Origin of the sequence: Sporosarcina sp. ACRSM (assembly GCF_022346545.1) — a bacterium.
In the GTDB taxonomy this organism is placed as follows: Bacteria; Bacillota; Bacilli; order Bacillales_A; family Planococcaceae; genus Sporosarcina.
In genome coordinates this window covers 62,036-88,153 of the sequence record NZ_JAKRNU010000012.1, presented here as the reverse complement: position 1 = coordinate 88,153, position 26,118 = coordinate 62,036, and the positions used below count along the sequence as shown (strand labels likewise).

The window sequence follows — 26,118 nt, the reverse complement described above, 5'->3', positions numbered from 1 at the left end:
ATCTTGTGAAAGGCTAGTGTAAATTAAGCTGCTCTTCATCAGTTAATTTTGTGATGTTTTTGCTGAAATTTTGGTAAAGCTTCGTCTATTTTATCTTCAATTTGCTTACCCGCAGGCGTCAATGATACTAAGACGGCACTCTTATCGTTTGGGGCGGGCACTTTAACTTGCTTCAGCAGAAGTCCACCCCTTCTATAAGTGGTGGGATGAATGCTAGAAATGCATACCATTCAGTGGGGGTTCAAACCCCGGCTGAATAGAGGAACTCAGGCTAAGGTCGCCGCGTCCTGAATGAAAGTGCCTTAATTTCTGCAAAAAAAACGCAGAAATACGGCAAATCAAACCCTTCGCTGTTTGATTGGCAACGCCTGAGTGACCAACATCCTGTTGGCCCAATCCTCCGGCGGATGTCACGGGTTTTGAAAGGAGTTAATTGAGCAAGCTCAATTAACTCCTTTCAAAATCCGGACGCAATAACGCCGAGGCGTTATTGATCTAAATAGCCACCCATTTCTAAATCCTTAATAATAGTGGTGAGTTGTTGCTTTGCGATATCTAACCCCATACTGATTTCTTTAAGATTTAAACCTCTTTGTTGCATATACAAAAATTCAATAACATGATTTTGTTGATGGGATAATTCAACTGAGCCCTTGTTCAATTCGCTAAAACTACCAAATAGAATTGGGATCAAAGCGATGTATTCTTTTGTGATTTCTTTGATTATTAAGAACTCTACATTAGGTTTGTGGTTTACATGATATTTCTATTTCCTCCAAAATAATAGCAAACTAGTTGTTGACCTTTGTGTAACACAAAGCTTTATAGTCAAAAGTGATAGAAGATCGAATCTTCAAAATGTGATGGGAAGGGGAAAGACGACTTTATTTGAAAATCAAAAACAAAAAAAGGGTTGCTGTAAAATCCGTTTAAAACCATTTTTCAAGCAACCCTACTCTCTTCTATTGAATAATGCAACGTATTTATAGATTTTTCAACGCGTCAGAAATAACGGTCTCGCCGGCGACGAGGTCAAATGAACGTTTAAACGTATTTTCTTCATTCAGCACGGCGATCAATGTATGTGCGACATCTTCACGCGGTATGGAATCACGTTGCAAGTTCTCACTTGCAGAAACGCGTCCAGTGCCAGTGTCATTGGTTAAAGCGCCTGGACGCACAATGGTGTAGTTTAGATTACTTGCCATGAGTGACTTGTCGGCAAAATGTTTCGCCACCATATACGGTTTGATGGGACTGTTTGCCCAGCTTTCCCGGTTATGCGCCTGGATGGCACTCACCATTACATAGCGATGAATGCCGACCTTCTCCGCGGCTTCCATCGACTTAACAGCTCCGTCCAAATCGACTAATAAAGTTTTATCGGGTCCCGTATGACCGCCTGAACCGGCAGAAAAAATAACCGCGTCGCAGCCTTGCATTGCTGTTGCAAATTCGTCGACAGATCCTTCCAAATCCGCAACAACCGCTTCCACGCCTTTTGCTTGAAGAGCGGCAGCTTGCGCCTCATCCCTGACCATAGCCCGCACGGTATGCTCATCGCTTTCTTGCAGGAGTTGAACAACTTGCTTACCAATCTGCCCATTTGCCCCGATTACCAATACTTTCATCAGTCCAGACACCCTTTCTTTGGTTCATTTATTCTATTGTTCCAAAAGGAGAGTTGTTAATCAAGAAACCTGTTTAGCACTTTAATTAAGTGCAAATGGTCTGGTGCCTTCTCCTCCTTTTCAATTCGTTTAGATGGAAATATGTTACAATGGAAGTAGGTCAAAGGAGGAGAGAGGATGTTGATTCGAAAATTAAAAATCAATGCAGTTATTCTGATCCTTGCAAGTTGTTTGCTAGTTTCAGAAACAAATGCTGCGAGTGTAAGCGTTTTTTCAGATGTGCCGACGTCAAAATCCTACGCGCATGCAGTCTATGAGCTTGCTGAACGGAATGTCATCGGTGGGTATGAAGATGGTACGTTTAAGCCTGGCGCATCCATTACACGTGGACAGGCGGCATCGATCATTGCGAAACTTGTAAAATTGGACACGACAAAAGTCAAAGATCCCGGATTCAAGGATGTGTCGCCATCCCAGTGGAATTATGGCGCCATTGCGGCACTTGCCAATGCAGGCATCATCAATGGATATGGGGATGGCCGATTCGGTCCGAATGATACGATTACTCGTGCGCAAATGGCTTCTATTCTTGTGAAAGCTTTTGAGTTGCCTCCCTATTATTATAATAACGATGAAAATCCTTTCGACGATATCAGAAGATTAGGCAGTCATCAAGTGAATATTCATATCCTGCATAAAATGGGCATCACATCAGGCACTTCAGCAAATGCCTACAGTCCAAATGCTCCGATTACAAGGGCGCAGGCGGCTGTGCTCATCGTGAAAACGGAAAAAGTGAAAGCGTCGATTGTGACCTTACAAGCATCGGATTTCGGATGGGATTCCATTTACAGTTATGAAGATTACCAGTCCAGGAACGACATCATTCATAGCGTACATGGGAAAGGGATGACGTTTAATGAGATCCATATGGTACCAGTCCGTGAAGGGACAGCCACCTTCTTTATGGTCGGTAGTAAAAGGGATCCGATTACCGGGGAAGATTCCCACGAGGATTACCGGAAATATTATGTGCATGTGAAGCAGGTAGACGACCAGCTGAAACTGGACTTTGAGGAAACGGATGATATTCTGGCGACGGAAGTACGTCTTTTTGTGGAGAATGATCCGATTGAATCGATTTCACTTGCAAAGCGGGACGGTGAGCTCATTCAAGCCGATTTGGCGTATAGTTTATGTAATCCTGGTCCCTATCCTGCCGTCTGCTTTTCCATAAAAGAGCCCGGGGAGTTTGTCGCTACCATCCATTATGCGAGTGGGCAGCAAGTGCGCTATGCCGTTACATCGGAAATTTATAAGCCCTCTTTCCGATACCACATCCTAACGCTAGAAGAGCGTCAGGGACTTACGATTCAAGTCGGAGACCAACCTAACCAGATCGGAGCGCATCGTCTTCCTGAAGGTTCGGAGAAAATTGCAGATATCCAACGAGAGAAAAACACGGATGTCTTCCATATTAAAGGGCTAGCTGAAGGTGAGGTATACATTCAATTTCCCGATAGCAAAAACGATATTATCGGCTTGCATGTTCAGGTTCGTCAATTAGGGGATATTCTTCAAGTGAATGCCACCATTGAATGGAATCCCAATCTATATTATTAAAAAAATTTCTTCCATGCAAAAACATAGGAAATCCAATGACGGGGTTCCTATGTTTTTGGTATGGATGTTTATTTATGATCCCCGCTGATCAGTTCGCCAGTTGCCGACAACGGAGAAAACCGGGCATTGAAGAAGCGGAGGGTAGGCGGTTCGTAATCCATCTGCAATCCGCAAATGGCATCCCGTTTTTCATACAGATCTACAATTGAATCTACGACCACATCCATATGATTATTCGTATATACCCGGCGGGGGATGGTGAGGCGGACGAGTTCCAGATTGGGCTTATTATGGTTGCCTGTTGTGATGTCGCGTCCAGCCGAAACAATTCCCCGTTCCATGCTCCGTACCCCGGAATCCAAGTAAAGGGCGGCGGCAAGCGCTTGGGCAGGGAATTCTTCTTGGCTTAAATGAGGGAGGAAGGCGCGTGCGTCCAAAAATACAGCATGCCCGCCTATCGGTTTGACGACTGGAATTCCAGCGTCAATGAGCTGTTGGCCGAGATGGCGAACTTGCCCGATCCGATGCTCGATATAATAATCGTCGACCGCTTCCCGGATGCCGATCGCCATCGCTTCCATATCACGTCCTGCCATTCCGCCATAAGAAGGCATCCCTTCATACACGACAACCAGCTCACGTGATCGTATATACAAGTCTTCATCATTCATCGCCAGGAAACCGCCGATATTGACGAGGCAATCTTTTTTACCGCTCATCGTGCAGCCATCTGAGTAGGACATCATTTCTTTTAAAATCGCTGCAATCGACCGGTTCGCATGCCCGGCTTCCCGTTCTTTGATGAAGAAGGCGTTTTCGACACAGCGCGTCGCATCGAGCATAACATCGATGCCGTGCTTTTGGCATAGTGCGTAAACCTCTTTCATATTTTCCATGCTGACGGGTTGCCCTCCGGCAAGATTGACGGTTACCGCTAGGCAGACATATGGGATTTTCTCTGCACCCACATCATCGATTAGCCGCTGCAATTTAGCCAAATCGACATTTCCTTTAAACGGATGCTCAATGGTAGGATCATGTGCTTCATCAATAATGATATCGACAAATGTAGCACCGTTCATCTCCTGATGGGCCCGTGTCGTTGTAAAGTACATATTCCCCGGGACGTAATCGCCTTTTTGAATTTTGAGTTGGGATAAGATATTTTCCGCTCCACGTCCTTGGTGGGTGGGCAGGACAAATTGATAGCCATAGACGTCGCGCACCGCTTTTTCTAACTTCTTCCAGCTTTTGCTTCCTGCATACGCTTCATCGCCAGTCATCAACGCACCCCATTGTGCATCGCTCATTGCGGTCGTCCCACTGTCTGTCAATAAATCGATATAGACATCTGTCGAGTCGATGAGAAATGTATTATAGCCAGCTTGGCGAAGCGCTTGTTTTCTTTCCTCATATGAGAGCATCGCCAATGTTTCCACAGTTTTAATTTTGAAGGGTTCCGCAGTTCTCCTTTTCATTTCTATATCCCCTTTCATCAGTTCCTATCTACAATATATCGTTGAGACATGGAAGTTACGACTTGCTCATTCATTATTCTGAAAGCGTATCCTCACGGTTCAAGAAAGGATAAAAAAATAGCCCAGTCCTCGAAAAGGTACATGGGCTTGATGGCTTCATCAACTAATCTGTTCGTTATTGCACGGGACCTTGATTGATCGTCGTTAAGGAGTCGTTTGCTTTGAAAATTTTCCCGTTGACGTGTGCAATTCCAAATCCATTTAATCGCTTCGTATGTTTGTCTAAATAATGCTCAGCATCTTCTTTCGTTTCGAACAAATAGATGCCGCCAGCTTCTTTCGTATCCTCATTCTCTGTCCAAATTTTCCAGATGAATCCCTTTTCTTCGTTAATGCTGTTAGCTAAATCCGTAAATGCGCCAACCATTTCATTCCCGAAAGGACCTTCATGTTTAAAATCGACTTGTAATATATACGCCATCGAAAAACCTCCCCAATCATCTTGTAAAAAGAACAATGTTTATTCTTATTTGTATAATAACACGATGGTGTTTTCCAGACGAATCATAACCTTTTTGCCGGTAAATAAAACGAGCCCGAGATATTCTATTTTCAGTAGCCAAACAGCAAGGTAGACCGTCATTTGAGCAGTGTGTTATACATGTTCAATTTCCCTACATTTATCCTTGTTAGCACTTCTTTTTTTGGATGCGAGGGAATCGTTCATCCCGTGAGCACGAGGTCTTCTTAGATCGAAATTCACTGCTTATAATCCTCTATCTTTTTGCCAATAATAAGTCATATAAAAAATGTTAGAGGGTTTTCGAGTGAAGGGCATCGGATCAATTAGTATGCTACATGTCATTTTTCTATCGATGACGGTAATTGGGTTGAAAAATCATGTAACCATTCTTCCTCCATTATTAAAAACTGTAGGAAGAGATGGATGGATGTCTGTCGTATTAGCAACAATCGCCATATTGCCATGGCTATTTCTGTTAGTTTATATTCATAAACAATCAAACCAAGAGCCGATTGCGGATTGGTTAAAATTAAAAATCGGCAAGGTTGCCTCTTCTATTATCCTTTATATTGTTGCCATCTATTTGATTATCCTTGCCGCTTTTACAATGAGGGAAACGTTGCAATGGGTCACAACGACCTTTTTACCAGAAACACCGATGTTGGTTCTGTTAATCATCTATACAATTCTTTGTATCTTATTGGTCACAACGAATATACAAACGATTGCGATTGTGAATGTCGTTGTTCTAGCCGGAGTCGTTGTTTTAGGATTTTTTGTAGCGATTACAAACATACAAGTGAAGGATCACGAGTTATTGCTACCTTTTTTCGAACATGGGTTCCAACCTATCTTGAAAGGAATTGTCTATCCCGCCTCTGGGTTTGTTGAGCTTCTGCTTATTCTCTTTTTACAACATCACATTAAAGGTCGGATACGTTGGTACCACTTTGCGGTAATGGTTTTTATTTTAATGGGGTTAACAATCGGTCCACTCAACGGTGCGGTTATGGAGTTTGGACCCGATGAGGCATCAAAGCAAAGATTTCCTGCTTATGAAGAATGGGGGCTTGCGGCGATTGGACGCTTTGTTGAACATCTTGATTTTTTGTCGATCTATCAATGGCTTACGGGTGCGTTTATACGAATGGGATTAATTTTATTCGTGGTTGCGGACATATTGAAAATGACGGGAAATCGAAAGCGTATTTGGAAAACGCTTGCCCCGCCATTTTTCTTCATAAATTTAGTGTTGTTTCTTATGAACGACGGTCTTTTTCTGAAAATTAAAGGGGAATATCTATTGTCGTCTACTTTTTCCTTTTTTTTTATCTTATCCCTCGTTTTCGTGATTGTTGCTTTCTTATCAAGTAAAGCATCTAAGAAGGTCGAGACTTAAAACTTACACAGAAAATGGTGAAAAACGATGCGATCGGCTGAAACAGTTATGGATATCAACAGTTTAAAAGAACTATTTCAGAAGTCAGCGGACGTGCAGTTTCAAGCGTATACATTTTGTCAATATAAGGTGCATTTCATTACTTGTGACGCCATGATTGACCAGCAGTTGTTGAACGAGGTCATCATTCAACGAATTCAACTGGTTTTTGATAACCGAGAAGAGATACCCCTAGAAGCAACATTGCTGGAAGAATTACACATTCCTGATATTCAAAAAATAGAGGATATGACAGAGGCTATTTCACTGGTGTATACGGGCCATTTGCTACTTTTTTTTGAGGAAGATCAGCTCCTGTTTTCAAGCAATATTGCTAAAAAACCGAATCGAAGTCCTGAAGAGACAAGAATGGAAGTTCTCGTAAAAGGACCTAGAGATAACTTTATTGAAGACCTTTCCGTTAATATCGCTTTAATACGGAAGCGATTGCCTACGAACTCATTATGTGTAGAAAAGTTGGAGCTGGGAAAACGTTCAAAAACGGCTGTGGCCATTCTTTATTTTGATGATATTGCCGATAAAGAAATTTTGCATGGCATAAAAAGTAGGTTGGAAAAAGTTGATACTGATATTGTATTTAGTGGGGATTTATTAATGGAAAGGGTAAATAAAAGTTCCAAGCTCTTTCCTAGAGTCGATTATACAGGTCGACCCGATAATGCGGTTCAATCACTTATAAGAGGGCGATTTCTAATACTTGTGGACGGGGTTGCGTATGTAGTGATCACGCCTGTAAATTTGTTTTTACTTTTAAAATCTAGTGAAGATAATGAATCCCCGGTCTTTTTTAGTTCGTTTGAGCGGCTATTACGTCTGTTAGGCATTGGAATTGGCTTGTTACTACCGGCGTTTTGGCTCGCTTTAATGACATTTCACCAAAATCAGATGCCATTGCAATTACTGGCTACCATTGTCCAATCGAATATGGGACTACCACTCCCTGCGGCACTTGAAATGCTACTTATGCTGCTCATGTTTGAACTGTTCCGAGAAGCCGGCTTACGCCTTCCGTCCGCCATTGGTGGGACAATCAGTGTTGTCGGCGGATTGATTATCGGTGATGCTGCCATTCGGGCTGGTGTTACAAGTCCTGCAATGATTGTTATCATAGCCATTTCGACCATTGCATCATTTACGTTAGTCAATCAATCTCTTGTGACTGCAATAGGGCTATTACGCGTTATTTTCATTTTAGTCACTTCATTTTTAGGTCTTTTCGGGTTTTTTATGTGCATTTATTTTACGTTACTCTATTTAGCGAATATTCGAACCTTCGGTGTTCCTTACCTGAATATTGCGACCGATTTGAATTGGTCTGCTATTAAAGCTACTCTTTTTCGATTACCGTCCAACGACTATAAAGAACGTCCAGGCATGTTGAATCCTAAGGATAAGACGAGGACCAAAGAGGATACAAATGAATAAGAAATTGATTGCTATGCTAATTTTGCTTATGCCAATTCTCACGAGCTGCTGGGATGTCAACGAGCCTGAAAGAATGCTCTATATTCATGCGATTGGTGTAGATTTTGAAGATGGTCAATACAAGGTATATAGTCAAATTATTGACTTCAGTAATACGGCAAAATCAGATCAACCAGTTACCAAAGCAATTCAGTCTGAGGTTGGATTTGCTACAGGAGAAACAATGGATGAAGCATTTTTTGAATTGTATCATTCCATCGACCAGAGGGTTTTTTGGGGCCATTTTTCGTATCTTGTTTTATCCGAAGAAGCGATGAAAAATGGGAGGGTAAATTCGATTGTTGACAGTTTTATACGATATAGAGAAACGAGATATCAAATTTGGGTGTACAGTACAAAAGACCCCGTAAAAGATGTACTGCTCGTGACGCCTATCATCAATAAAGCCATAACGTTATCGAAGCTTGGCGACCCAAGGAACTCATTTAAGCAAGAATCCTTTATTGAACCCCTCAATTTTCGTAAATTGATCATTGCACTGAATGAACCAAGTTATGAAGCACGTATTCCGTATGTTTCCGTCACTGAAAATTGGGAAACGATAGAAGGTCCGAATACTTCAGCCACACTAACAGGAGTGGGCGTTATCACTCCAACTCAATTTAAAGGTTTTATCACAAAAGAAAAAGTCAATGGCTTGCAGTGGATGACGAATGCAACGAAAAGGGGAGAAGTGACTGTAAATTTGAAGTCGGGTGAACAACATTACCTCACCGTGATCATTGATAAACTTAAGGTAAAGGTGAAACCGATTGTGGAAAATGACAATGTGACATTCGATATTGATGTAAGGGTGGATGTTACGGTCAGTGATATTGAAGGGAAAATAACGCCTAATGAGATTAGAAAGGAAACTGTAAAACAGATTAAAAATGAAATCGAGACTACGTATGAAGAAGGCCTAAAACATGATGTGGATATTTATCGCTTATCGGAGCAATTATATCGGAAAGACGTAAAGACATGGAAAAGAATACAAAAAGATGGGAAAGTTGAATTAACCAAAGATTCGATTCACAATCTTAACGTAAAAGTTGAAAAGATTGAATCGAGTAGGAAATCATTAAGGGAAACCATTGAGAAATGAATTTTTCCTATTTCCCATACGAATCATAATCTGTTTGCGAATTACTACAGTTACGAGAGCGGCTAGTTGGAGTCAAGCCTTATGGATATTGAGGTTTGGCTTTTTTGTAGTTTTCCGGAAAGTGTGCAGCAAAAGAAAGATATGAATTACATAGAAATAGCTTTTTCTGGACATATTAGTAAGTAAGAGATCAGTTGTGTGAGGTGATGTTGATGATCATTGAAAGATCGTCCGAATGGAAAGAAGGCTTGGTCGAACGGTTAGAGGACCGTGAGCCTTGGGGAAATTGGACTTTATATAAGATGAGTTATGATGTGGCGCAATCGAACTTGATCACCGATTTCCATGGTCTTCAATGTCCCAAGTATTTGCCTAATTTAAAGGCGCTTCCTCATCAATTGGAAGCGGCTGAAACGGTCATTGAACGGATGAACGGCAAAGCGATTTTGGCGGATGAAGTCGGACTTGGTAAAACGATTGAAGCGGGTTTGATTTTGAAAGAGTATCTCATTCGGGGGCTCGTGAAAAAAGCGCTGATTTTAGTTCCGTCTTCACTGGTCAACCAATGGGTGGATGAAATGAATCGGAAATTTCATATCCCAGCGATACCGTATCGAAAAAATTACGATTTAAACCATTGTCAAATTGTCGTCATGAGTATGGATATGGCGAAAAGAAGCCCCCATAAAGAAAATATTTACGCGCAAAATTTTGATTTAATCGTCGTTGATGAGGCACATAAATTAAAAAATCATAAAACGAAGAATTATGAATTCGTCCAGCATTTGAAGAAGAAATTTTTTTTATTACTGACGGCTACACCGATTCAAAACAATGTGCAGGAATTGTTTTACCTCATTTCTTTGCTGAAACCGGGACATCTTGGCAATTATGAGACGTTTCAATCGCTCTTTTCCTCCGGGGAGTATCATGTGGACCAAGAAGAATTTTTACGAGAATTGGTCAATCAAGTGATGGTCCGAAATCGGAGGCAGGATACAGGCATTGAATGGACGAACCGGCATGTCCAAATACTCCCGATCGACTTTACGCCCGAAGAAAAAGAAGTATATGACTTACTATCGGAACTGAAACATGTTTCTCCGGACTTTTCAGATGCTTTCTCGACTATGACGCTCCAACGGGAGATGTGCAGCAGCAAAGAAGCCGCTTACGTCACTTTAGAGAAAATGCGGGAAAAAAGCACTCAGCCGGAAGATGCGGCGTATATGGATCGCATTATTGAAAAAATGGCTGCATTGGAAATCAATTCAAAAGCGGAAAAAGCTTATGAAATCATTACACAGGCAAATGATAAGGTTATCCTTTTCACTGAATATCGGGCTAGTCAGATCTATCTGCAATGGTATCTCCATAAAAAAGGCATTACGAGTGTGCTGTTCAATGGACAATTTAGCAAAAGTAAACGCGATTGGATGAAGCAACTATTCAAGGACCGAGCGCAAGTATTGATTGCTACGGAGTCTGGTAGTGAAGGGATCAACCTGCAATTTTGCCATCATGTTATCAACTATGACCTGCCTTGGAATCCGATGAAATTGGAACAACGGATTGGACGTGTCCATCGGTTGGGACAGACGCAGGACGTCCATATTTACAATTTGGCTATTCAGGATACAATCGAGGACCATATTTTGGATTTACTTTATAAGAAAATTGGCGTTTTTGAACAAGTGGTCGGGGAGCTGGATGATATATTATCCGCTTATAAAGAGACCATTTAACTTGTTTCAGCGGAAGTTCCCTTCTTCTATAAGTGGCAGGATGAATGGAAGAAATACATTTAATTCTGAGGAGTTCAAGCCCCGGCTGAAAAGAGGAACTCAGGCTAAGAACAACGCGTCCTGAATGAAAGTGCCTTAATTTCTGCAAAAAACGCAGAAATACGGCAAATCAAACCCTTCACTGTTTGATTGGCAATGCCTGAGTGACCAACATCCTGTTGACCCAAGCCTCCGGCGGATGTCACAGATTTTGAAAGGAGTTAATTGAGCTTTGCTCAATTCAAAATCTGGACGCAATTACGCCGAGGCGTAATTGATGAGGAGAGTGCATTATGTATCCGCAACAGATCCACACGTATATGCAGCAATTTTTCAAAGAGAACCAATGCCCGATTTTAAGTCACCACCCGCATTATTTAATCGTCCAACTGACGATTGAGATGGATAAAAGAATTATGAACCGTCCGTATTATTGGCAGTACGTGGAGAGTACGGGGGAAGAACCGAATCCGGCACAATTGACATTCATCACCGACAAAAACCAATTGGTGGAAAACGTTAGGGGGGAAGTGATCCATTTCGGTTCTCCCCGTCTCCATCAGCTCTTTCAAGTGACGAATGAGCTCGGCGCTTTTGTGCAGATGTATGAGCGGACGGAAGTGAATCCGAACGTACAACCAATTTTGACGCCTTGGTTAGGCGTGAACTATAAGATTGCCTACTATTGCGATCAAACAAAAGAAAGGCTGTATTCGTTAGGGATCAATTTGATGACCGGAGAAATCAGGGATGGTTTTCATGAATCCTTACTGGAAAAGGATTTGACAGCGACAGTATCCGCCAACAGCTTTCAATTGCCATATATTATCACCCCGCTCCGTGCACTCGAACGTTTGGATGCGCTCATCGAACAGCACATCCAGCAAGATGACCATACTTGGGCGGAGGAAGCAAAAAAGAGATGGGAAAAGGATTTGGCCGTTTTAGAGTTTTTCTATGAAGGAGTTGACAACAGACCGGAAAGTTATGAAATCGAGAAAGAAGCGTTGGCCCGACAATACGAAGCCCACATTAAAATCGATATTATCGGTGGGGGACTGTTTTATTTGAAATGAAAGGAGATGGACATCATCTTACGCAAAACATGTATAGCACTCGGCTTATTGATGGTCGTTTGGGTAATCACTCCGCCTATGCCGTTGGCGGCGTCTGTGCAACAGGAAGTCCCGGCCTATGCGAAATGGGGAAGGCTTGCCGTAAAAGAAGTACAAGCAAAATATCCCCATGCCCATATCCTGGACTATTTGCATGAAGGGCGTCACGCCCAAGGGAATTCAACCATTGAAAAATTCAAGCTTTGGTTAAAAGAAGGCGACCGCGAATTCGGTGTGTTTGTCACGATCGAGTTCTCAACCGAATCAGAGGAAGTCATACGAATTGAATTTGAAGAAACGGATAGATGATTTGTCATCGTGAGGGAATTCTACGTAGCCCGATTAAAGACTTGGAAGTATCGCGAAATATCTTGATAGAGGATACTTGTTCTGCCTGTCGATGCCGATTTGTCGTTCTACATCGTAGCGGTATAGGTGTCTTCTTTTCATTGTGAAACAATCGTAAACCAATGCCTGAAATAGAAAAGAGGCGCATAAATGCCACCCGTGAAGTCAATGCTACCTACAAAGTACGTAAGGAGGTACGTTCAATGTCTGAAAAAAAATCCGAACTTGCTTCCACCCAACAATCTTCTGCCATAGAAAGTGACCATACTGGATCCGCCGTGTCCGATTCAACGGATGAATTTATTCAGTCGGTAAGAGACGCGGTCCACAATACATCTGATTTAGTTGTCAAATCGATTCCTCCGAATCTTACGCTCTTTTATATAGATAACCTCGTGGATAACCAGACGCTAAAACAGCATGTCCTAAAGGAATTGTTAAAATACCCGTTTCAATCACCGCAATATATGCTATCCTTCCTGTCCATTCCCCAGGTGAAATTGGAGGGTGAAACCGGAAAGGCTGTCCGAGCGATGATGGATGGGACGGTGTTGATCCATGTGGAAGGGTATACTCAAGTTGTATTGGCGAATATCCCTACTACTGAATCGCGGGCCCTTTCAGCACCCGAAATGGAATCCCAAGTAATCGGTGCCCAAGTCGCGTTTAATGAGAGTCTGTCAACGAATATTTCCTTAATCCGGAGGTATATCAAAAACCCAAACTTGTGCAATGAAAACTTGGAAGTTGGAAAGCAAACGAAAACATCGATAGCAATGATATTTATAAAAGGCGTTGCTTCCGAAGAAATGGTGAATACGCTTCGGCAAAGGATCACCGACCTTGAAACGGATTCCGCATTAGATAGTTCGATTCTTGAACAAATGATCGATGACAACTCATTATCGATTTTTCCACAGATGTTATTAACGGAAAGACCGGATAAGCTTTGTGCAGAATTATTGAACGGAAAATTAGGGCTCATCGTAGACGGTAGTTCTCTTGCGATCGTTTGCCCACACACCTTTCTAGAGTTCTTTCAAAGTCAGGAAGATCAAAATCTAAGATGGCAGATTGCTACGTTTGTCCGGTTATTACGATTCAGTGCAGTCGTCCTATCAGTGTTTTTAACACCTATGTATGTAGCGGCTTTGACATATCATTATGAAGTTATTCCGCAAACTCTCGTAGTCCCGCTGAGCGAATCAAGAGCGTTGGTTCCTTTTCCCCCATTGTTCGAAGCACTGCTGCTGGAAATGATTATTGAGCTGCTCCGGGAAGCGGGGGTCCGATTACCGTCGAAAGTGGGTCAAACCATCGGTATTGTTGGGGGTATTGTCATCGGGACTGCAGCGGTACAAGCAGGCATTACGAGTAATATTTTAATTATCATTATCGCTTTGGGGGCATTGTCATCTTTTACTACACCCAGTTATATGATGGGCAACGTCATCCGGCTCATCCGGTTCCCGTTAATCCTAGTGGCGGGGCTTTGGGGCTTTTACGGCATTATGCTTGGATTCTGTTGCATCATGATCGAACTGTTGCGCCAATCCAGTTTGGGTTCCCCTTATACAGCTCCTTTTTATCCGCCAAGACTGATCGATTGGCGGGATAGTCTTGTCAGATTACCCTTGCCATTTACATTTAAGAGACCTTCAAATACCAGACCAGAGGATAAAAACAAATATGAGCCTGAACCGATAAATCCCGAGAACGATGAACAGAAGGTGACATAAGTGAAAAATTCTGTGCAAATTGGTCCCAGTGATACGATATCTGCTTTTTTACTTTTTTTCATCGTTCATGGCGCGCAAATCGGGGTCGGAATCCATGGCTTTCAGCGGATTATTTACCAGGATGCAAAACAGGATGCATGGATTTCTGTCATACTTGCGGGACTTGCCACGCATATCATCGCCATTTTCATGCTGAAGACCTTAGAAATATACGGTTCAAATGACTTATACGGTATTCATCAGGATATATTCGGGAAATGGATTGGAAATTTTTTTAATATCATCTATATTTCTTACTGTTCAGTTGCCTTTTTCGCTGTGTTGAGGAATTATATCGAGGTCGTACAAACATGGGTTTTTCCAGATTTGAATACATGGTTTCTTACGGTTTCATTGCTGTTGATCGTGATGTATGCGTTTACGGGCGGCCTGCGGGTTATTGTGGGCGTTTCTTTTTTTAGCGCCGTCCTTTCCATATGGCTATTCCCGATGTTGGCTTTTCCGATGAAGTTTATAGAGCCGAGAAGTCTTCTTCCCATTTTAGATTCCGATTTTAGTGAGATACTAAAAGGGGTACATTCCATGACCTTTACGGTGATCGGATTTGAAATCCTCTATGTGATTTATCCTTTTGTCAAGGATAAAGAGAAGGCGAAAAAACATGTTCATCTCGGATTGTTCGTGACGACCTTGATTTACCTAGCCGTCATGTTGGTTACGTTAACTTATTTCAGTGGGGCACAATTGACAAAAACCATCTGGGCGACCTTAACTTTATTCGGGGTTGTTAAATTTCCATTCATAGAACGAATAGAGTATTTTGTGGTCTGTTTTTGGCTACTAATCATTTTGCCGAATCTTTGCCTGTTCATATGGTCAGCTTTTCGAGGAGCAAAAAGACTCGTAAAAGTCAGTGCAAATAAATTCGTCTGGCTATTCTCGCTGATCATTTTTGGTGTGAGTTTCATGTTTAAAACCCGGCCTCAAATTAATACGTTCAATGATTATTATAGCCAGGTGGCGTTTTATATTGTTTTTGTTTACCCGATCCTCTTGTATGTTTTGGCGGTAGCGAAAAAGAAATTTAAATCGCATAAGGAGCAAATAGAATGAAAAAATGTTGTGTTATTTTACTATCGCTATTTCTCTGCGTTGGTTTGGCTGCTTGTGCAGAAACGAAACTTCTTGAAAGAGTAGGCTTGGTCACATTGGTCGGCTATGATTTTGGGAAAGAGGAAGCTGTGGAGACGACAGCAGTTGTACGCCAAGTGAGCACGGAATTACAAAGTAAAGTGGCCATCATTACCGCTGAAAATGCAACAACCCAAGGAACACGTGCAAAAGTCAATAATAGGGCAGCAGAAAAAATCATGTCTGGACAATTGAGAGGGGTTTTATTCGGTGAAGAGTTTGCTAGTGCAGGCATTGGACATAACATTGAAACTTCGTTGAGAAATTCTACGATAAGCGGAGCGATGCTTTTGGCAGTGGTTGAGGGGGAGACGAGACCGATGCTGGAATACCCGTATCCTGAAATCGATGACATTGGCGAACATATTTATAAATTGCTGAAACAGAACATTGCAAGTGAGCAGGTGGTTTCATCCACGCTTCATGAAGTGGCCCATGATTATTATTCTGTGGGTAGGGATGTTGCAATCCCCCTCTTGAACAGAGATGAGGAGTTAATTGAAATTTCCGGAATCGCCTTATTCAGAAGGGACAAAATGGTCGGAAAACTTTCTGTTGAAGATAGTTTTTACGTGAAGCTCATGCGAGATAATTATCACGCGGGATCGTATGAAATGAAACTCAAAGGGGAGGATCTGCCCACCTCTTTACTGAAAGATCCCCCTGATGAAATTAATGTGGTATTCGATCCGATCAAAACGCGCAAAGATGTGAAGCTAGTCAATCCGACAACCCCTGAATTCGATTTGCATATTACCGTGCAAGTAAGACTATTGGAAATAAAACCGAATATTAATGTGGGAGAAGTTAAAAATGCGGAAGAACTTGAAAAGGTAATCGGCACTGGCCTGTCAGCCGAACTTTCAAGGGTGATAGCAGACTGTCAAGAAATCGGTTCAGATGTTTTTGGATTTGGTGAATTCTACCGAAGCTCGGTGCGTCATTCTGAACTGACCGAAGAGAAATGGCATGCGATGTTCAAGGAAATGAAAGTGAACATCGATTTTGATGTTACTCTGCTAAGAAGTGGGATATTTGAATAATCGAGCGGCGATTTGGTTGAACGGTCTTACCCAGATTGTTCGCCCATCATGACTGATAGGAAGTGATGAAAAAATTGTTTATAATCCAAGTCGAATGCGATGCGATGTCTCTGTTGATTGTTAACCGTTTCGGCGGAGAGGCGAGTATCGGCAATGCTGAGCCTCCTTGTCAGTCCTTCTAGCTGTTGCCCGATTTCAACCGGATAGAACTGGAATGTCAGCATTTCAGGATGGACGACCGCCATCAGTGTCAGCGCATCATGAACAGGACTTCCTGGAAGCGTCGGATCCCGTTCTTGATAAAATTCCGTATAAAAATCCATCAAAGGCTTGAAGATTTTCGCTTTGCCAAAGTGGTCAATATAATCAATCATTTCGGGGGTGACAATCGCTTTTTGTGTAGCGTTCAATGGAATGATGGTAACGTTATCGGCATAGGAAAGCACGATTTTTACAGCAATCGGATCTGCGTGGAAGTTCGCTTCCGCGACAGGTGTTACATTTCCAGGTACCCCAAATGCTCCTCCCATCAAATAAAATTCCTTCATATTCCCCATCAATTCTTTATATAGAATAAACATCGTGGCAAGCGAAGTCAGACGACCGATATTCACGACGATCAACTCATCTTTATACTGCTGAATGATATGTACGATTTCCAGGAAGTTTTCGATGACAATTTCCCGGTCATTGGGCACGATGGGACCTAGGCCATGTACGCCGTGTATCTCTGGATAGTAAGTAGGTTGTTCCGCAGTCAAGGGAATTTCTGCCCCGCCGATAATCGGGATGCCTGCCGGGAAATTCAAGACATTGAATAGATAATGGATATTGGTGAGTGCGTCTTCCCTAGACACATTCCCATAATCGGCCACCACCCCAACGATATCAATCTCTTCATTCAAATGGGCATACATTAAAGCAACTGTATCGTCAATCCCGATATCCCCGAATAATAACACCTTTTTGGCCACGAAACCCCTCCCTTGAATCATTTACATTAAACCTATTGTATTGCCAACTATATCAAGTTTATGATTAAAGTGGTTCCCGGTCTCAGTCGATGTCAATGGTAAAATCATTCAAAAGATCGGAGAAATAAAAACATATAGAAGGTAGTCAGGGAATTCACCTGAAATGAAATTGCAATGGGAGGAATCCTTATGTATGATCCAACAGTTTTTGAGAACTTGAAGGTGGCTTTTGAAAATCACGTCTATGATTTAGATAATTTAGACCAGAAAATCACGATTACGAATCGGATGGATCGAATGGATTTGGCTGTTCTTGCAAGGGATTTTGCCATTCAATTTAAGGTAGTTGGTCTAAATAACATGACGGCAGAAATTAGTTTAACGGCTTCGCTGAGAGAGTTAGCAGGCGAGCTATTAGAAATGCCGGGAGAAAACCTAGGTTGTGCTTTATGCCTTCGATTTATGAAGCGTGTTCAACATGTAAAAACTCAGTGCAATCAGATCGAACAAGCCCTAAACACGATTTGGGAAGATGATATCGAACTCACACAAACACTGAGCTTTGAATACGGGCAAGATTCGTCAAATTACTTGAATAACATTGAACTGAAATTCAAGGAGAAAATTAATGAGGAGCATATGGAGGACATTCCAGATTTTCTTTATCATGTATTGAAAACAGTGGAAGTGTTGGATCAAATCTAATCATTTCGTTATCGAACTCCATTGAAGCAGGAGAGAACTTGGAAACCGGGACAGCTTTGTCATATCATGCACAATATGACAAAGTTGTCCCTTTCTTTATATTGCATGATCGGCTTTACGGTATTCACGGTCAATAGTAGCGCGAGTACGTGGACGGGTTGATTTGTACCAGTGCCTGAATAGGATAAAAATCAGCAGCAGGTCGACCGCATCTCCGCCATAATACATCAGCAGGGCACCGCTTCTTGCTTGATCTACCGCAACACCTTCCGGCGGATACGCGTAGATGAATTTGGATAGGATCCCATGACCGGCCAGTGCAAAGATAAAGACGATGGTCCTGTACTGGAAACTGAAACGGTGGGAGACGGGATCTATATAGAGCAAGGAAATGGTGAATAAATATCCGGCTATGAAAACATGAATATGCACGAAAATATGAAGGAGAAGGTTTGTATGCATTGCTGTATATAGACTAGTTGTATAGAGAAGCCATAACCCGCCAATGTTCAAGAAAGACGCGACGATCGGATGTGTAAAGAATCGGATGGGTCGACGTTGTAACAGTCGGCTCAGTTTTCTTGCTGTACGGACATGGAGTGTGCGCAGCAACAATGTCACAGGAGCAGAGAGTGCAACGAGCAATGGAGCGAGCATACCAAGTAGTAGATGCCCCATCATATGTGCCGTGAATTCCGAGTGGGACTGACGGGCAAGTGGGCCAATTAATGCGGTGGCAGCCAAAAGCACACCCGCGACAAAGGAAATCGTACGCATACCGGGCCATTTCCGGAGGTGATTCCGCTGATTGGTTGTCATAACAGCCCCGATGTAAAGAGCGATTGCCAACAGTGCGGGAATTCCAAAAAGCAGATCGGTAAAGAGGAAGGACGTATGGTTGTCTGGCTCATGCTGCACGGGAAAAAGCCCCTCTCCCTTGAAGGTGATCGCGTTTCGCTTGGATGATAAGCGCAATGCCGATAATGATCATGATTGCTGCGGAAATATTCCACACTAGGTCATACGGTAAAATATTCACATTGTAACGGATTTGGTGGATACGCATGAGCTTATGCTGAATTGTTCCGTCATATAGTTGGAAAGCTCCGGCACCCAGCAATTTTCCTCCCCACCACATCTTATGCCACAATGCATCACGCCGGCGTAGATCAGCGACTAGGAATAACCCTCCGACGGTCGCAAACCAGCTGAATGCGTGAAACAGTCCATCCGAAACAAGACCGACCGCAACCGTCGATTTGTCGTAAAATTTATGCCAATGGAGCAGTTGGTGGAATAGCGTTTCGTCAAGAAAAGCGACAAAACCTAAACCGAACAGGATGCCGGACCAAAGATTTCGGCGTGCAAACGTTGCTTTGTTTTGTGCGGACTTCATCTTTTTACCTCCATCCTATTTAAAATCCAATGCTTACCCCAAGTATAGCCGTGAGTGGATATTGGTAAACGCGGAGAGAGACGGAATGTAGAATGTCGTAAGCTCAACTTATTTGGTATTTCTCCTCCCTCTTTTGTGAATGCTGTATAAGCAATCAAGTTAGGAGGAGGAATAATCATGTTGACATTACAAACAGAGCTTGAAGGGCAAATTGCCTCTTTCGGAGTTGTCAGCAATTGTATTCGGGAGCTCGGTTATCACTTGGGCGGAAACTGGGATTATCATAAAGGCTGTTTTGATCATATGTTATGCCGGGAAGAGGGGGAGACCATTTATATCCGAATCCCTTTTATCGTCACGGAAGGGGAGTTGGATGATCATGATGCTTCCATTAAATTTGGTACGCCTTATATTATCAAGCATGTTGTGCATGTCGGCCTAGATCGTGACGAAAGTTCTTTGCTGGACGCAACTGGTTTTAGCCAATTCCAGCAACCGATTGATACCGACGGGACAATCATCGATAAAAACAGATGGATCCATGCAGGCGAAGTCGCCGTGGAAAATTTAGTGGATTGTATGCATGCGCAGCAGCTCTTGAAATCTAGTTGACGGGTACGCTTTGTTCAAAATTGGTCTCCATCGAACTTCTCTTTCCTTTGGGAGGGGAAGTTACTATTTATATTAAAATCCAACTCGTGAACTATACTTAGAAAGTCATATCATCGGAGGGAAATATGGAAGCTTCAAAATCAATACAAGTTAATAAGATATTTGTCATCTCCTATAATCTACCAGAAGTACTGTATACATTAAATTGGTGAGAAAAATAATTGTATGGTTCAGGAAAGATCTACGTATACATGACAATCCCGCATTATGGGAAGCTTCTCAGCAAGGGGTTGTTATTCCTGTTTTTATCTGGTCGGAAGAGGAAGAAAAGGAATATCAAACGAGCGAAGCATCTAAATGGTGGCTCCTTCATTCATTGCTTGCATTACAGCAAAATCTTGAAACAAAGGATTTATCACTTATATACAGGCGCGGGAACAGTTTGGAAGAGTTACTCACTATTATTGAACAGACCCATGCAGAGGCTGTTTATTTTAGTGAAAGATATGAACCCTCTTGTGTAATGCGGGATGATGTGATTCGGACAAGTCTTATTTCAAACGGGATAGAGGTGCGATCTTTTCAATCGAATCTGTTGTTTTCTCCTCGTGATTTATTGAATAAAAAGAATGAGCCTTACAAAGTTTTTACATCATTTTGGAAAAGAACGATGCAGGAAACGGTGTTGCGTCCATTGCGGGTCCCTGAGGATATGATCGGATATGACCAGCACATTCCTTCGCTACGTATCGATGAAATGGGTTTGCTATCTACAAACCATTGGGCTGATAAGTTTCATGTCTATTGGGTACCCGGAGAAAAGGGAGCTATTGCCAGATGGGAAGAGTTTATGGAGGATGGACTTAGCCGCTATGTAACAGGGCGCGATATCCCTTCAGCAGACGCAGTTTCATTGCTATCGCCTCATTTGGCCTGGGGAGATATCAGTGTCCGAGCAATTTGGCATTCCGCTAAGGGACTGAATGATACGGAAACGGCAGCATATATGAACAGCTCCATCGATGCTTTTTTAAGGCAATTAATATGGCGTGAATTTGCTTATCATCAGCTCATACATTTCCCGAAGATGCCTTATACCCCTCTCCGTGAACAGTTCAACGTTTTTCCGTGGCAAGGAACTGATGAAGAGTTTATAAGATGGCAAAAAGGGCTGACAGGCTACCCGTTGGTGGATGCCGGCATGAGGGAACTATGGGAGACAGGTTCGCTGCCTAATCGGATTCGCATGGTTGTTGCTTCCTTTCTAATTAAACATCTACTCATTTCCTGGGTTGAAGGTTCCCGATGGTTCCAAGAAACACTTGTTGACTTCGATGTTGCAAATAATGCATTGGGCTGGCAATGGGTAGCGGGTTCGGGAATCGATGCAGCCCCTTACTTCCGCATATTCAATCCAATTATCCAAAGCCGGAAGTTTGACGCGGAGGGCGAGTATATTCGTAAATGGCTTCCCGAACTTTCCAAACTGCCGACGAAGTATATCCATGAACCGTGGAAAGCGCGGGAAGAAGAATTACTTGCAGCCGGCATCGACCTTGGAAAGACTTATCCGCGTCCAATCGTCGATCACTCATTAGCCAGAAGCCGTGCATTGGAAGCATTTGCGAAAGTGAAAAATAAGTAATCAATTGTTTACTCTATCCTCCTCAACGAAATCCTTATATAATGAATAAGATTCGACTTTTCATGGTTGTAGGCAGTGCCAGACAAGTAGAATCATTCTGAATGAAGGAAAAGGTGTAAAATAGATGAGTTTATTGACGGTAACAAATTTAAGCCACGGATTCGGGGATCGTGCGATTTTCGATGACGTCTCTTTCCGTTTATTGCAAGGGGAGCATATCGGGCTAATCGGAGCGAATGGTGAAGGGAAATCCACGTTCATGAATATTATTACGCGCAAGCTGGAGCCTGATGCGGGAACGGTGAGTTGGGCGAAGCGGGTGCGGATCGGCTATTTGGATCAGCATGTTGTGTTGAAGCAGGGGATGAGCATCCGTGATGTGCTACGGACGGCATTTCAGTATTTGTATGATCGGGAAGCCGAACTGAACGCACTTTTTGCCAAGATGGGCGAAGTGGATGCGGATGAATTGGAAGTGCTGCTTGAAGAGACAGGTGAAATACAAGAAGAGCTGACAAACAATGATTTCTACATCATTGATTCCAAAGTGGAAGAAGTGGCGAACGGACTCGGGTTGAATGAGTTCGGTCTGGACCGGGACGTGCATGATTTAAGTGGAGGGCAGCGGACAAAAGTACTGCTTGGGAAGCTGTTGCTTGAGAAACCTGATATTCTTCTCCTTGATGAGCCGACGAACTATTTGGACGTTGAGCATATCGAATGGCTGCGTAATTATTTGCAGAACTATCCAAATGCGTTCATTCTGATCTCCCACGATATTCCATTCTTAAATAGTGTGATTGGGCTCATCTACCATATGGAGAACCAGCAGATTACCCGCTATGCAGGGGATTATGATGAGTTTTTACGCGTACATGAGATGAAGAAACAGCAGGTGGAAGCCGCCTTCAAGAAGCAACAGAAGGAAATTGCCCATTTGAAGGACTTCGTGGCACGGAACAAAGCGAATGCCGCAACGAGCCGGATGGCCATGTCCCGCCAGAAGAAGTTGGATAAGATGGATGTCATTGAATTGGATGCGGAAAAACCGAAGCCGCAATTCACCTTCAAACAAGCGCGAACACCGGGAAGATATTTGTTTGAAACAAAAGGGCTCGTCATCGGGTACGATGAACCGTTGTCGAAGGAGCTTAATCTGACGATGGAACGCGGTCAAAAAATCGCTTTGTCGGGTGCGAACGGCATTGGGAAAACGACACTGTTGAAAAGCATTCTTGGCGAAATCCCGGCACTCGCAGGTTCTGTTGAGCTCGGTGATCATTTGGAAGTCGGGTATTTCGAACAGGAATCGAATTCGGACAATAACCGTACTTGTCTTGAAGAAATTTGGGAAGCCTTTCCACATTTCACACAATACGAAGTACGTGCAGCGTTAGCCCGATGCGGATTGACGACAAAACATATCGAAAGTAAAGTGAAGGTGTTAAGTGGCGGAGAACGGGCAAAAGTGCGTTTATGTAAATTAATCAATCGCGAAACGAATTTGCTCGTCCTTGACGAACCGACCAATCACCTGGACTATGATGCAAAAGAGGAATTGAAACGCGCCTTGAAAGAATATAAAGGCAGTGTTTTATTAATTTCACACGAACCTGATTTTTATGAAGGGCTTGTAACAGACGTATGGAATGGTGAACAGTGGACGACTAAAATGTTTTGATGCATAGCAACAGCCTCTGAATAGTATAACTTGATTCAGCAGAAGTTCCTCGCTTCATCTATAAGTGGCAGAATGACTACCAGAATGTATTTCAATCAAGTGGAGTTTCAAACCCCTGCTGACTCAAGTTAAGCCTCCGGCGGATGTCACAGATTTTGAAGGGAGTTAATTGCGCTTATCTAAGTGCCTTAATTTCTGCAGAAAATGCAGAAATTAAGGCAAATCGAACCCTACGCTGTTCGATTCGCAATTCAAAATCTGGACGCAATCACGCCGAGGCGTGATTGATCAGTTCAGAGGTTTTTTCTATTTCTATTGACATCTCTTTGTGGATTCTCTAACATAATTGATTGATAGTGATAATCGTTATCAATAAAAATGAATGCATGGAGTTGAGAGATGATGAGGAAACATAGATACATAATGATGACCGCAATGCTGTTCAGCCTCGTTTTTGTTTTGCTAGCTTGTAGCAAAACGCCGGAAAATGCTTCCTCTGTAGATACGGAGAAGGGTGCTGAAGAGTCGGAAACAGTGCACCAAAGCGATGCCACCCGGACGTTCGAGACAGTCAAGGGGCCAGTTGAGATTCCAGAAAAGCCGCTGCGGATAGTCACTGATTTCTACGGTGGCGAGTTGCTGTCTGTGGGTGCGAATGTCGTAGGAGTTGAGCCAACAGCATTTGATAATCCATTTATCAAGGATTTATTGAAAGATGCCGTCGAGATCGGTCAACCTGTCAATGTTGAAAAAGTACTCGGGCTGGATCCGGATTTAATTGTAGTCATGTATGATGAAAATTACGAGCAACTTTCAGAAATTGCGCCGACGCTACACATTCCATACGGTACCGCGACGAGCATTCAAGAAACGGTTGCACTATTCGGAGATATTACTGGCAATCATGAGGAAGCGGAATCGTTCATGCGTAAATTCGATCAGAAAGCGAAAGAAGGAAGAGAGAAGCTTGCGGATATCATCGATGCGGATGAAACATTCGGCATTTATGAGTTGACCGACAAAGGCGAGCTATGGATCTTCGGCGATAATGCAGGACGCGGGGGACAAGCGCTCTACAATGCATTGGAATTAAAACTGCCTCATAAAAATGAGAACGAAGAACAAACCCTTCAGCTGTCCATGGAAGTATTGCCGGACTATGCGGCGGATTATATGTTTTTGACAACTTATGATCCTGAGAAAAAAGGGGAGGCATTAAAGAATTTAAAGGATTCGTCTATTTGGCAAGGGTTGGATGCGATGCAAAACAATCAAGTGTTTTACAATGACTTTGATACGTTTTATCGGTATGACCCGTTAGCCATTTATGGACAAATTGACTTATTCGTCAATATGCTGATTGACAGACATCAAGAAAATAACGAGTGAATCTTTGTCTCATCCTTTACATGAAGCACCGGGTTCTGAAGCAATTTCGAATTGTTTTAGGACGCGGTGTTTTTTTGCTAAGTTGTGCAAAAACAAATTTCCAGCAAGCATAAAAATTCTTCTAACCTCCAATGCCCGCGCATACAATTGTTTGTGAAGGAATAGAGGAGGGGTTCCATGGAAATCAAACAGTGGACAATGCAGGAAGATTTTATTTTTCCGGGGAATGTCGGGATACCGGCAGGCGCGGAAGTGGTCAGCGTAACCCCGATGTTTAGCGAGGAGCGTACAGCAGACGGCGTTCGATTGACAGGTATTTATCATATTGCGGCCAATGTCCTTTTTGAAGAGGGAGAAAGCGTTGGAGAAGGGGAGCGGGCGGAAGAGACGCTGAATTCAGCAATTCTCATCGATGATGTGGAATTGGAGGGAAATGGGGGGTATTTTGAATATGCTGTACCGCTTCATATCGATCTGCCACCTGAAGCCGGAAATCCGATACAAGTGGTGACAACATCTGCGACGAACGAATCGGACGGACAAGGTTCCTTTAGCGTCGTTTGGGATGTTGAGTGCTCGTACGTGGAGTCTGTTGCGAAAGCGGAAGCGCCCGCAGCTGTTGCATCGGTGGTAGACTCCTCTTCATTCGCCATTGGAGAAAAGCCATCCGCAACCGCTGCAGTGGTGGAAGAACCACCAACAGCCGCCATTGTTGAAGAAGCGGAACAGACCGTAGAAGCAGAAGCACCGACGATGACTGCCCAAGCAGAAGAAGTGGAAGAGCAGGTGGCGTTGGAAGAAGACAACGCGGCCACCGCTACTGCGGTCGCCATAAATGACAGTGCGTATGTTGAATACGAAGATGAAGCACTGTCATTTATCGCGGGATTGGAAGACGGCGTTTCAACGACCTTATTCCGGTCAAATGATGTTTTTGTAAAGCAAGAAAGCTAAACCGCAAAGCAGACAGAGCAATAAAAAGTCGCCGGTCGTCGGGACGATCAACAGCCGGATCAGTTGAAAAACGCAGATCGGGATGATAATCCCTTTACAATAAAATCGTGTTTTCCGAAGCCAAGGTGGCAGTAAGTAAGGATTATAACCTTTTCGCATTCCATCATCCTTTCGTATTAGACTTGACGAGCAACCTGCACTTTCGATACAATGTTGTCAACTGCATAATGATGCATTGATCGGAAGAGTATGTGAA

24 protein-coding genes and 1 other annotated feature (1 of these 25 running past the window's edge) are annotated in these 26,118 nt (G+C 43.0%); of the genes, 16 read left to right on the top strand and 8 right to left on the bottom strand.

Annotation, left to right across the window (positions count from 1 at the left end; genetic code table 11):
* Positions 1–487 precede the first annotated feature (487 nt).
* The gene (locus tag MHZ95_RS17325) at positions 488–694 is read right to left on the bottom strand and encodes a MarR family transcriptional regulator (protein ID WP_239392048.1); all 207 of its coding nucleotides are present in this window, start codon (positions 692–694) and stop codon (positions 488–490) included.
* A gap of 289 nt (positions 695–983) precedes the next feature.
* Positions 984–1,631: an SDR family oxidoreductase gene (locus MHZ95_RS17320; protein ID WP_239392047.1), complete on the bottom strand. Its 648-nt coding sequence runs from the start codon at positions 1,629–1,631 to the stop codon at positions 984–986.
* A 177-nt stretch (positions 1,632–1,808) separates the two neighbouring features.
* On the opposite strand from MHZ95_RS17320, the gene MHZ95_RS17315 reads away from it, so the two are divergent.
* Entirely contained in the window at positions 1,809–3,254 is a 1,446-nt protein-coding gene (locus MHZ95_RS17315) for an S-layer homology domain-containing protein (protein WP_239392046.1), read from the top strand.
* 68 nt (positions 3,255–3,322) lie between these two features.
* Here MHZ95_RS17315 and MHZ95_RS17310 read toward each other — a convergent pair whose 3' ends face one another.
* Positions 3,323–4,732, bottom strand: a complete 1,410-nt coding sequence (locus MHZ95_RS17310) for a tyrosine phenol-lyase (RefSeq protein WP_239392045.1) — start codon at positions 4,730–4,732, stop codon at positions 3,323–3,325.
* Between the two features lie 175 nt (positions 4,733–4,907).
* Complete coding sequence (locus MHZ95_RS17305) at positions 4,908–5,213, bottom strand: monooxygenase (protein ID WP_239392044.1); 306 nt, start codon at positions 5,211–5,213, stop codon at positions 4,908–4,910.
* A 346-nt stretch (positions 5,214–5,559) separates the two neighbouring features.
* On the opposite strand from MHZ95_RS17305, the gene MHZ95_RS17300 reads away from it, so the two are divergent.
* From MHZ95_RS17300 to MHZ95_RS17260, 9 genes are all read left to right on the top strand, one after another.
* Positions 5,560–6,654, top strand: coding sequence for a GerAB/ArcD/ProY family transporter (locus MHZ95_RS17300; protein WP_239392043.1), 1,095 nt, complete (start codon positions 5,560–5,562; stop codon positions 6,652–6,654).
* Between the two features lie 27 nt (positions 6,655–6,681).
* Complete coding sequence (locus MHZ95_RS17295) at positions 6,682–8,139, top strand: spore germination protein (RefSeq protein ID WP_239392042.1); 1,458 nt, start codon at positions 6,682–6,684, stop codon at positions 8,137–8,139.
* Positions 8,132–9,286, top strand: a complete 1,155-nt coding sequence (locus MHZ95_RS17290) for a Ger(x)C family spore germination protein (RefSeq protein ID WP_239392041.1) — start codon at positions 8,132–8,134, stop codon at positions 9,284–9,286. Before MHZ95_RS17295 ends, MHZ95_RS17290 begins: the two co-directional genes overlap by 8 nt.
* Before the next feature lie 212 nt (positions 9,287–9,498).
* Complete coding sequence (locus tag MHZ95_RS17285) at positions 9,499–11,031, top strand: DEAD/DEAH box helicase (RefSeq protein WP_239392040.1); 1,533 nt, start codon at positions 9,499–9,501, stop codon at positions 11,029–11,031.
* Positions 11,032–11,363: 332 nt separating this feature from the next.
* Complete coding sequence (locus tag MHZ95_RS17280; protein WP_239392039.1) at positions 11,364–12,146, top strand: YqhG family protein; 783 nt, start codon at positions 11,364–11,366, stop codon at positions 12,144–12,146.
* A 6-nt stretch (positions 12,147–12,152) separates the two neighbouring features.
* Positions 12,153–12,494, top strand: a complete 342-nt coding sequence (locus MHZ95_RS17275; protein ID WP_239392038.1) for a DUF3889 domain-containing protein — start codon at positions 12,153–12,155, stop codon at positions 12,492–12,494.
* A 242-nt stretch (positions 12,495–12,736) separates the two neighbouring features.
* Positions 12,737–14,272, top strand: coding sequence for a spore germination protein (locus MHZ95_RS17270; RefSeq protein WP_239392037.1), 1,536 nt, complete (start codon positions 12,737–12,739; stop codon positions 14,270–14,272).
* The gene (locus tag MHZ95_RS17265) at positions 14,273–15,385 is read left to right on the top strand and encodes a GerAB/ArcD/ProY family transporter (RefSeq protein ID WP_239392036.1); all 1,113 of its coding nucleotides are present in this window, start codon (positions 14,273–14,275) and stop codon (positions 15,383–15,385) included. It abuts the gene before it with no gap.
* Complete coding sequence (locus tag MHZ95_RS17260; protein WP_239392035.1) at positions 15,382–16,506, top strand: Ger(x)C family spore germination protein; 1,125 nt, start codon at positions 15,382–15,384, stop codon at positions 16,504–16,506. Before MHZ95_RS17265 ends, MHZ95_RS17260 begins: the two co-directional genes overlap by 4 nt.
* Positions 16,507–16,532: 26 nt before the next feature.
* On the opposite strand, the gene MHZ95_RS17255 is transcribed toward MHZ95_RS17260, so the two are convergent.
* Positions 16,533–17,480: a nucleoside hydrolase gene (locus MHZ95_RS17255; RefSeq protein ID WP_239392034.1), complete on the bottom strand. Its 948-nt coding sequence runs from the start codon at positions 17,478–17,480 to the stop codon at positions 16,533–16,535.
* A 189-nt stretch (positions 17,481–17,669) separates the two neighbouring features.
* Between MHZ95_RS17255 and MHZ95_RS17250 the strand changes: the two genes are divergently transcribed.
* Positions 17,670–18,185 carry a hypothetical protein gene (locus MHZ95_RS17250; protein WP_239392033.1) on the top strand — a complete coding sequence of 172 codons (516 nt, stop codon included), beginning with the start codon at positions 17,670–17,672 and terminating at the stop codon, positions 18,183–18,185.
* Positions 18,186–18,281: 96 nt separating this feature from the next.
* Here the strand turns inward: MHZ95_RS17250 and MHZ95_RS17245 are convergent, their stop codons facing one another.
* Positions 18,282–19,103 (bottom strand): cytochrome c oxidase assembly protein, encoded by an 822-nt coding sequence (locus MHZ95_RS17245; RefSeq protein ID WP_239392032.1) that lies wholly within the window; start codon positions 19,101–19,103, stop codon positions 18,282–18,284.
* Positions 19,093–19,581 carry a DUF2243 domain-containing protein gene (locus tag MHZ95_RS17240; protein ID WP_239392031.1) on the bottom strand — a complete coding sequence of 163 codons (489 nt, stop codon included), beginning with the start codon at positions 19,579–19,581 and terminating at the stop codon, positions 19,093–19,095. Before MHZ95_RS17240 ends, MHZ95_RS17245 begins: the two co-directional genes overlap by 11 nt.
* 177 nt (positions 19,582–19,758) lie before the next feature.
* On the opposite strand from MHZ95_RS17240, the gene MHZ95_RS17235 reads away from it, so the two are divergent.
* From MHZ95_RS17235 to MHZ95_RS17215, 5 genes are all read left to right on the top strand, one after another.
* Positions 19,759–20,193 carry a YugN family protein gene (locus MHZ95_RS17235; RefSeq protein ID WP_239392030.1) on the top strand — a complete coding sequence of 145 codons (435 nt, stop codon included), beginning with the start codon at positions 19,759–19,761 and terminating at the stop codon, positions 20,191–20,193.
* 208 nt (positions 20,194–20,401) lie between these two features.
* Positions 20,402–21,838 (top strand): cryptochrome/photolyase family protein, encoded by a 1,437-nt coding sequence (locus MHZ95_RS17230; protein WP_239392029.1) that lies wholly within the window; start codon positions 20,402–20,404, stop codon positions 21,836–21,838.
* 124 nt (positions 21,839–21,962) lie between these two features.
* On the top strand, positions 21,963–23,519 hold the full coding sequence (locus MHZ95_RS17225) for an ABC-F family ATP-binding cassette domain-containing protein (protein ID WP_239392028.1): 1,557 nt from the start codon (positions 21,963–21,965) through the stop codon (positions 23,517–23,519).
* 399 nt (positions 23,520–23,918) lie between these two features.
* Positions 23,919–24,908 carry an ABC transporter substrate-binding protein gene (locus MHZ95_RS17220; RefSeq protein WP_239392027.1) on the top strand — a complete coding sequence of 330 codons (990 nt, stop codon included), beginning with the start codon at positions 23,919–23,921 and terminating at the stop codon, positions 24,906–24,908.
* A 177-nt stretch (positions 24,909–25,085) separates the two neighbouring features.
* Complete coding sequence (locus tag MHZ95_RS17215) at positions 25,086–25,862, top strand: hypothetical protein (protein ID WP_239392026.1); 777 nt, start codon at positions 25,086–25,088, stop codon at positions 25,860–25,862.
* Here the strand turns inward: MHZ95_RS17215 and MHZ95_RS17210 are convergent.
* Positions 25,830–26,021 carry a hypothetical protein gene (locus tag MHZ95_RS17210; RefSeq protein WP_239392025.1) on the bottom strand — a complete coding sequence of 64 codons (192 nt, stop codon included), beginning with the start codon at positions 26,019–26,021 and terminating at the stop codon, positions 25,830–25,832. The two genes, MHZ95_RS17215 and MHZ95_RS17210, sit on opposite strands and share 33 nt — an antisense overlap.
* Positions 26,022–26,088: 67 nt before the next feature.
* Positions 26,089–26,118 (top strand) — a binding site (T-box leader) (it continues 215 nt past the right edge of the window).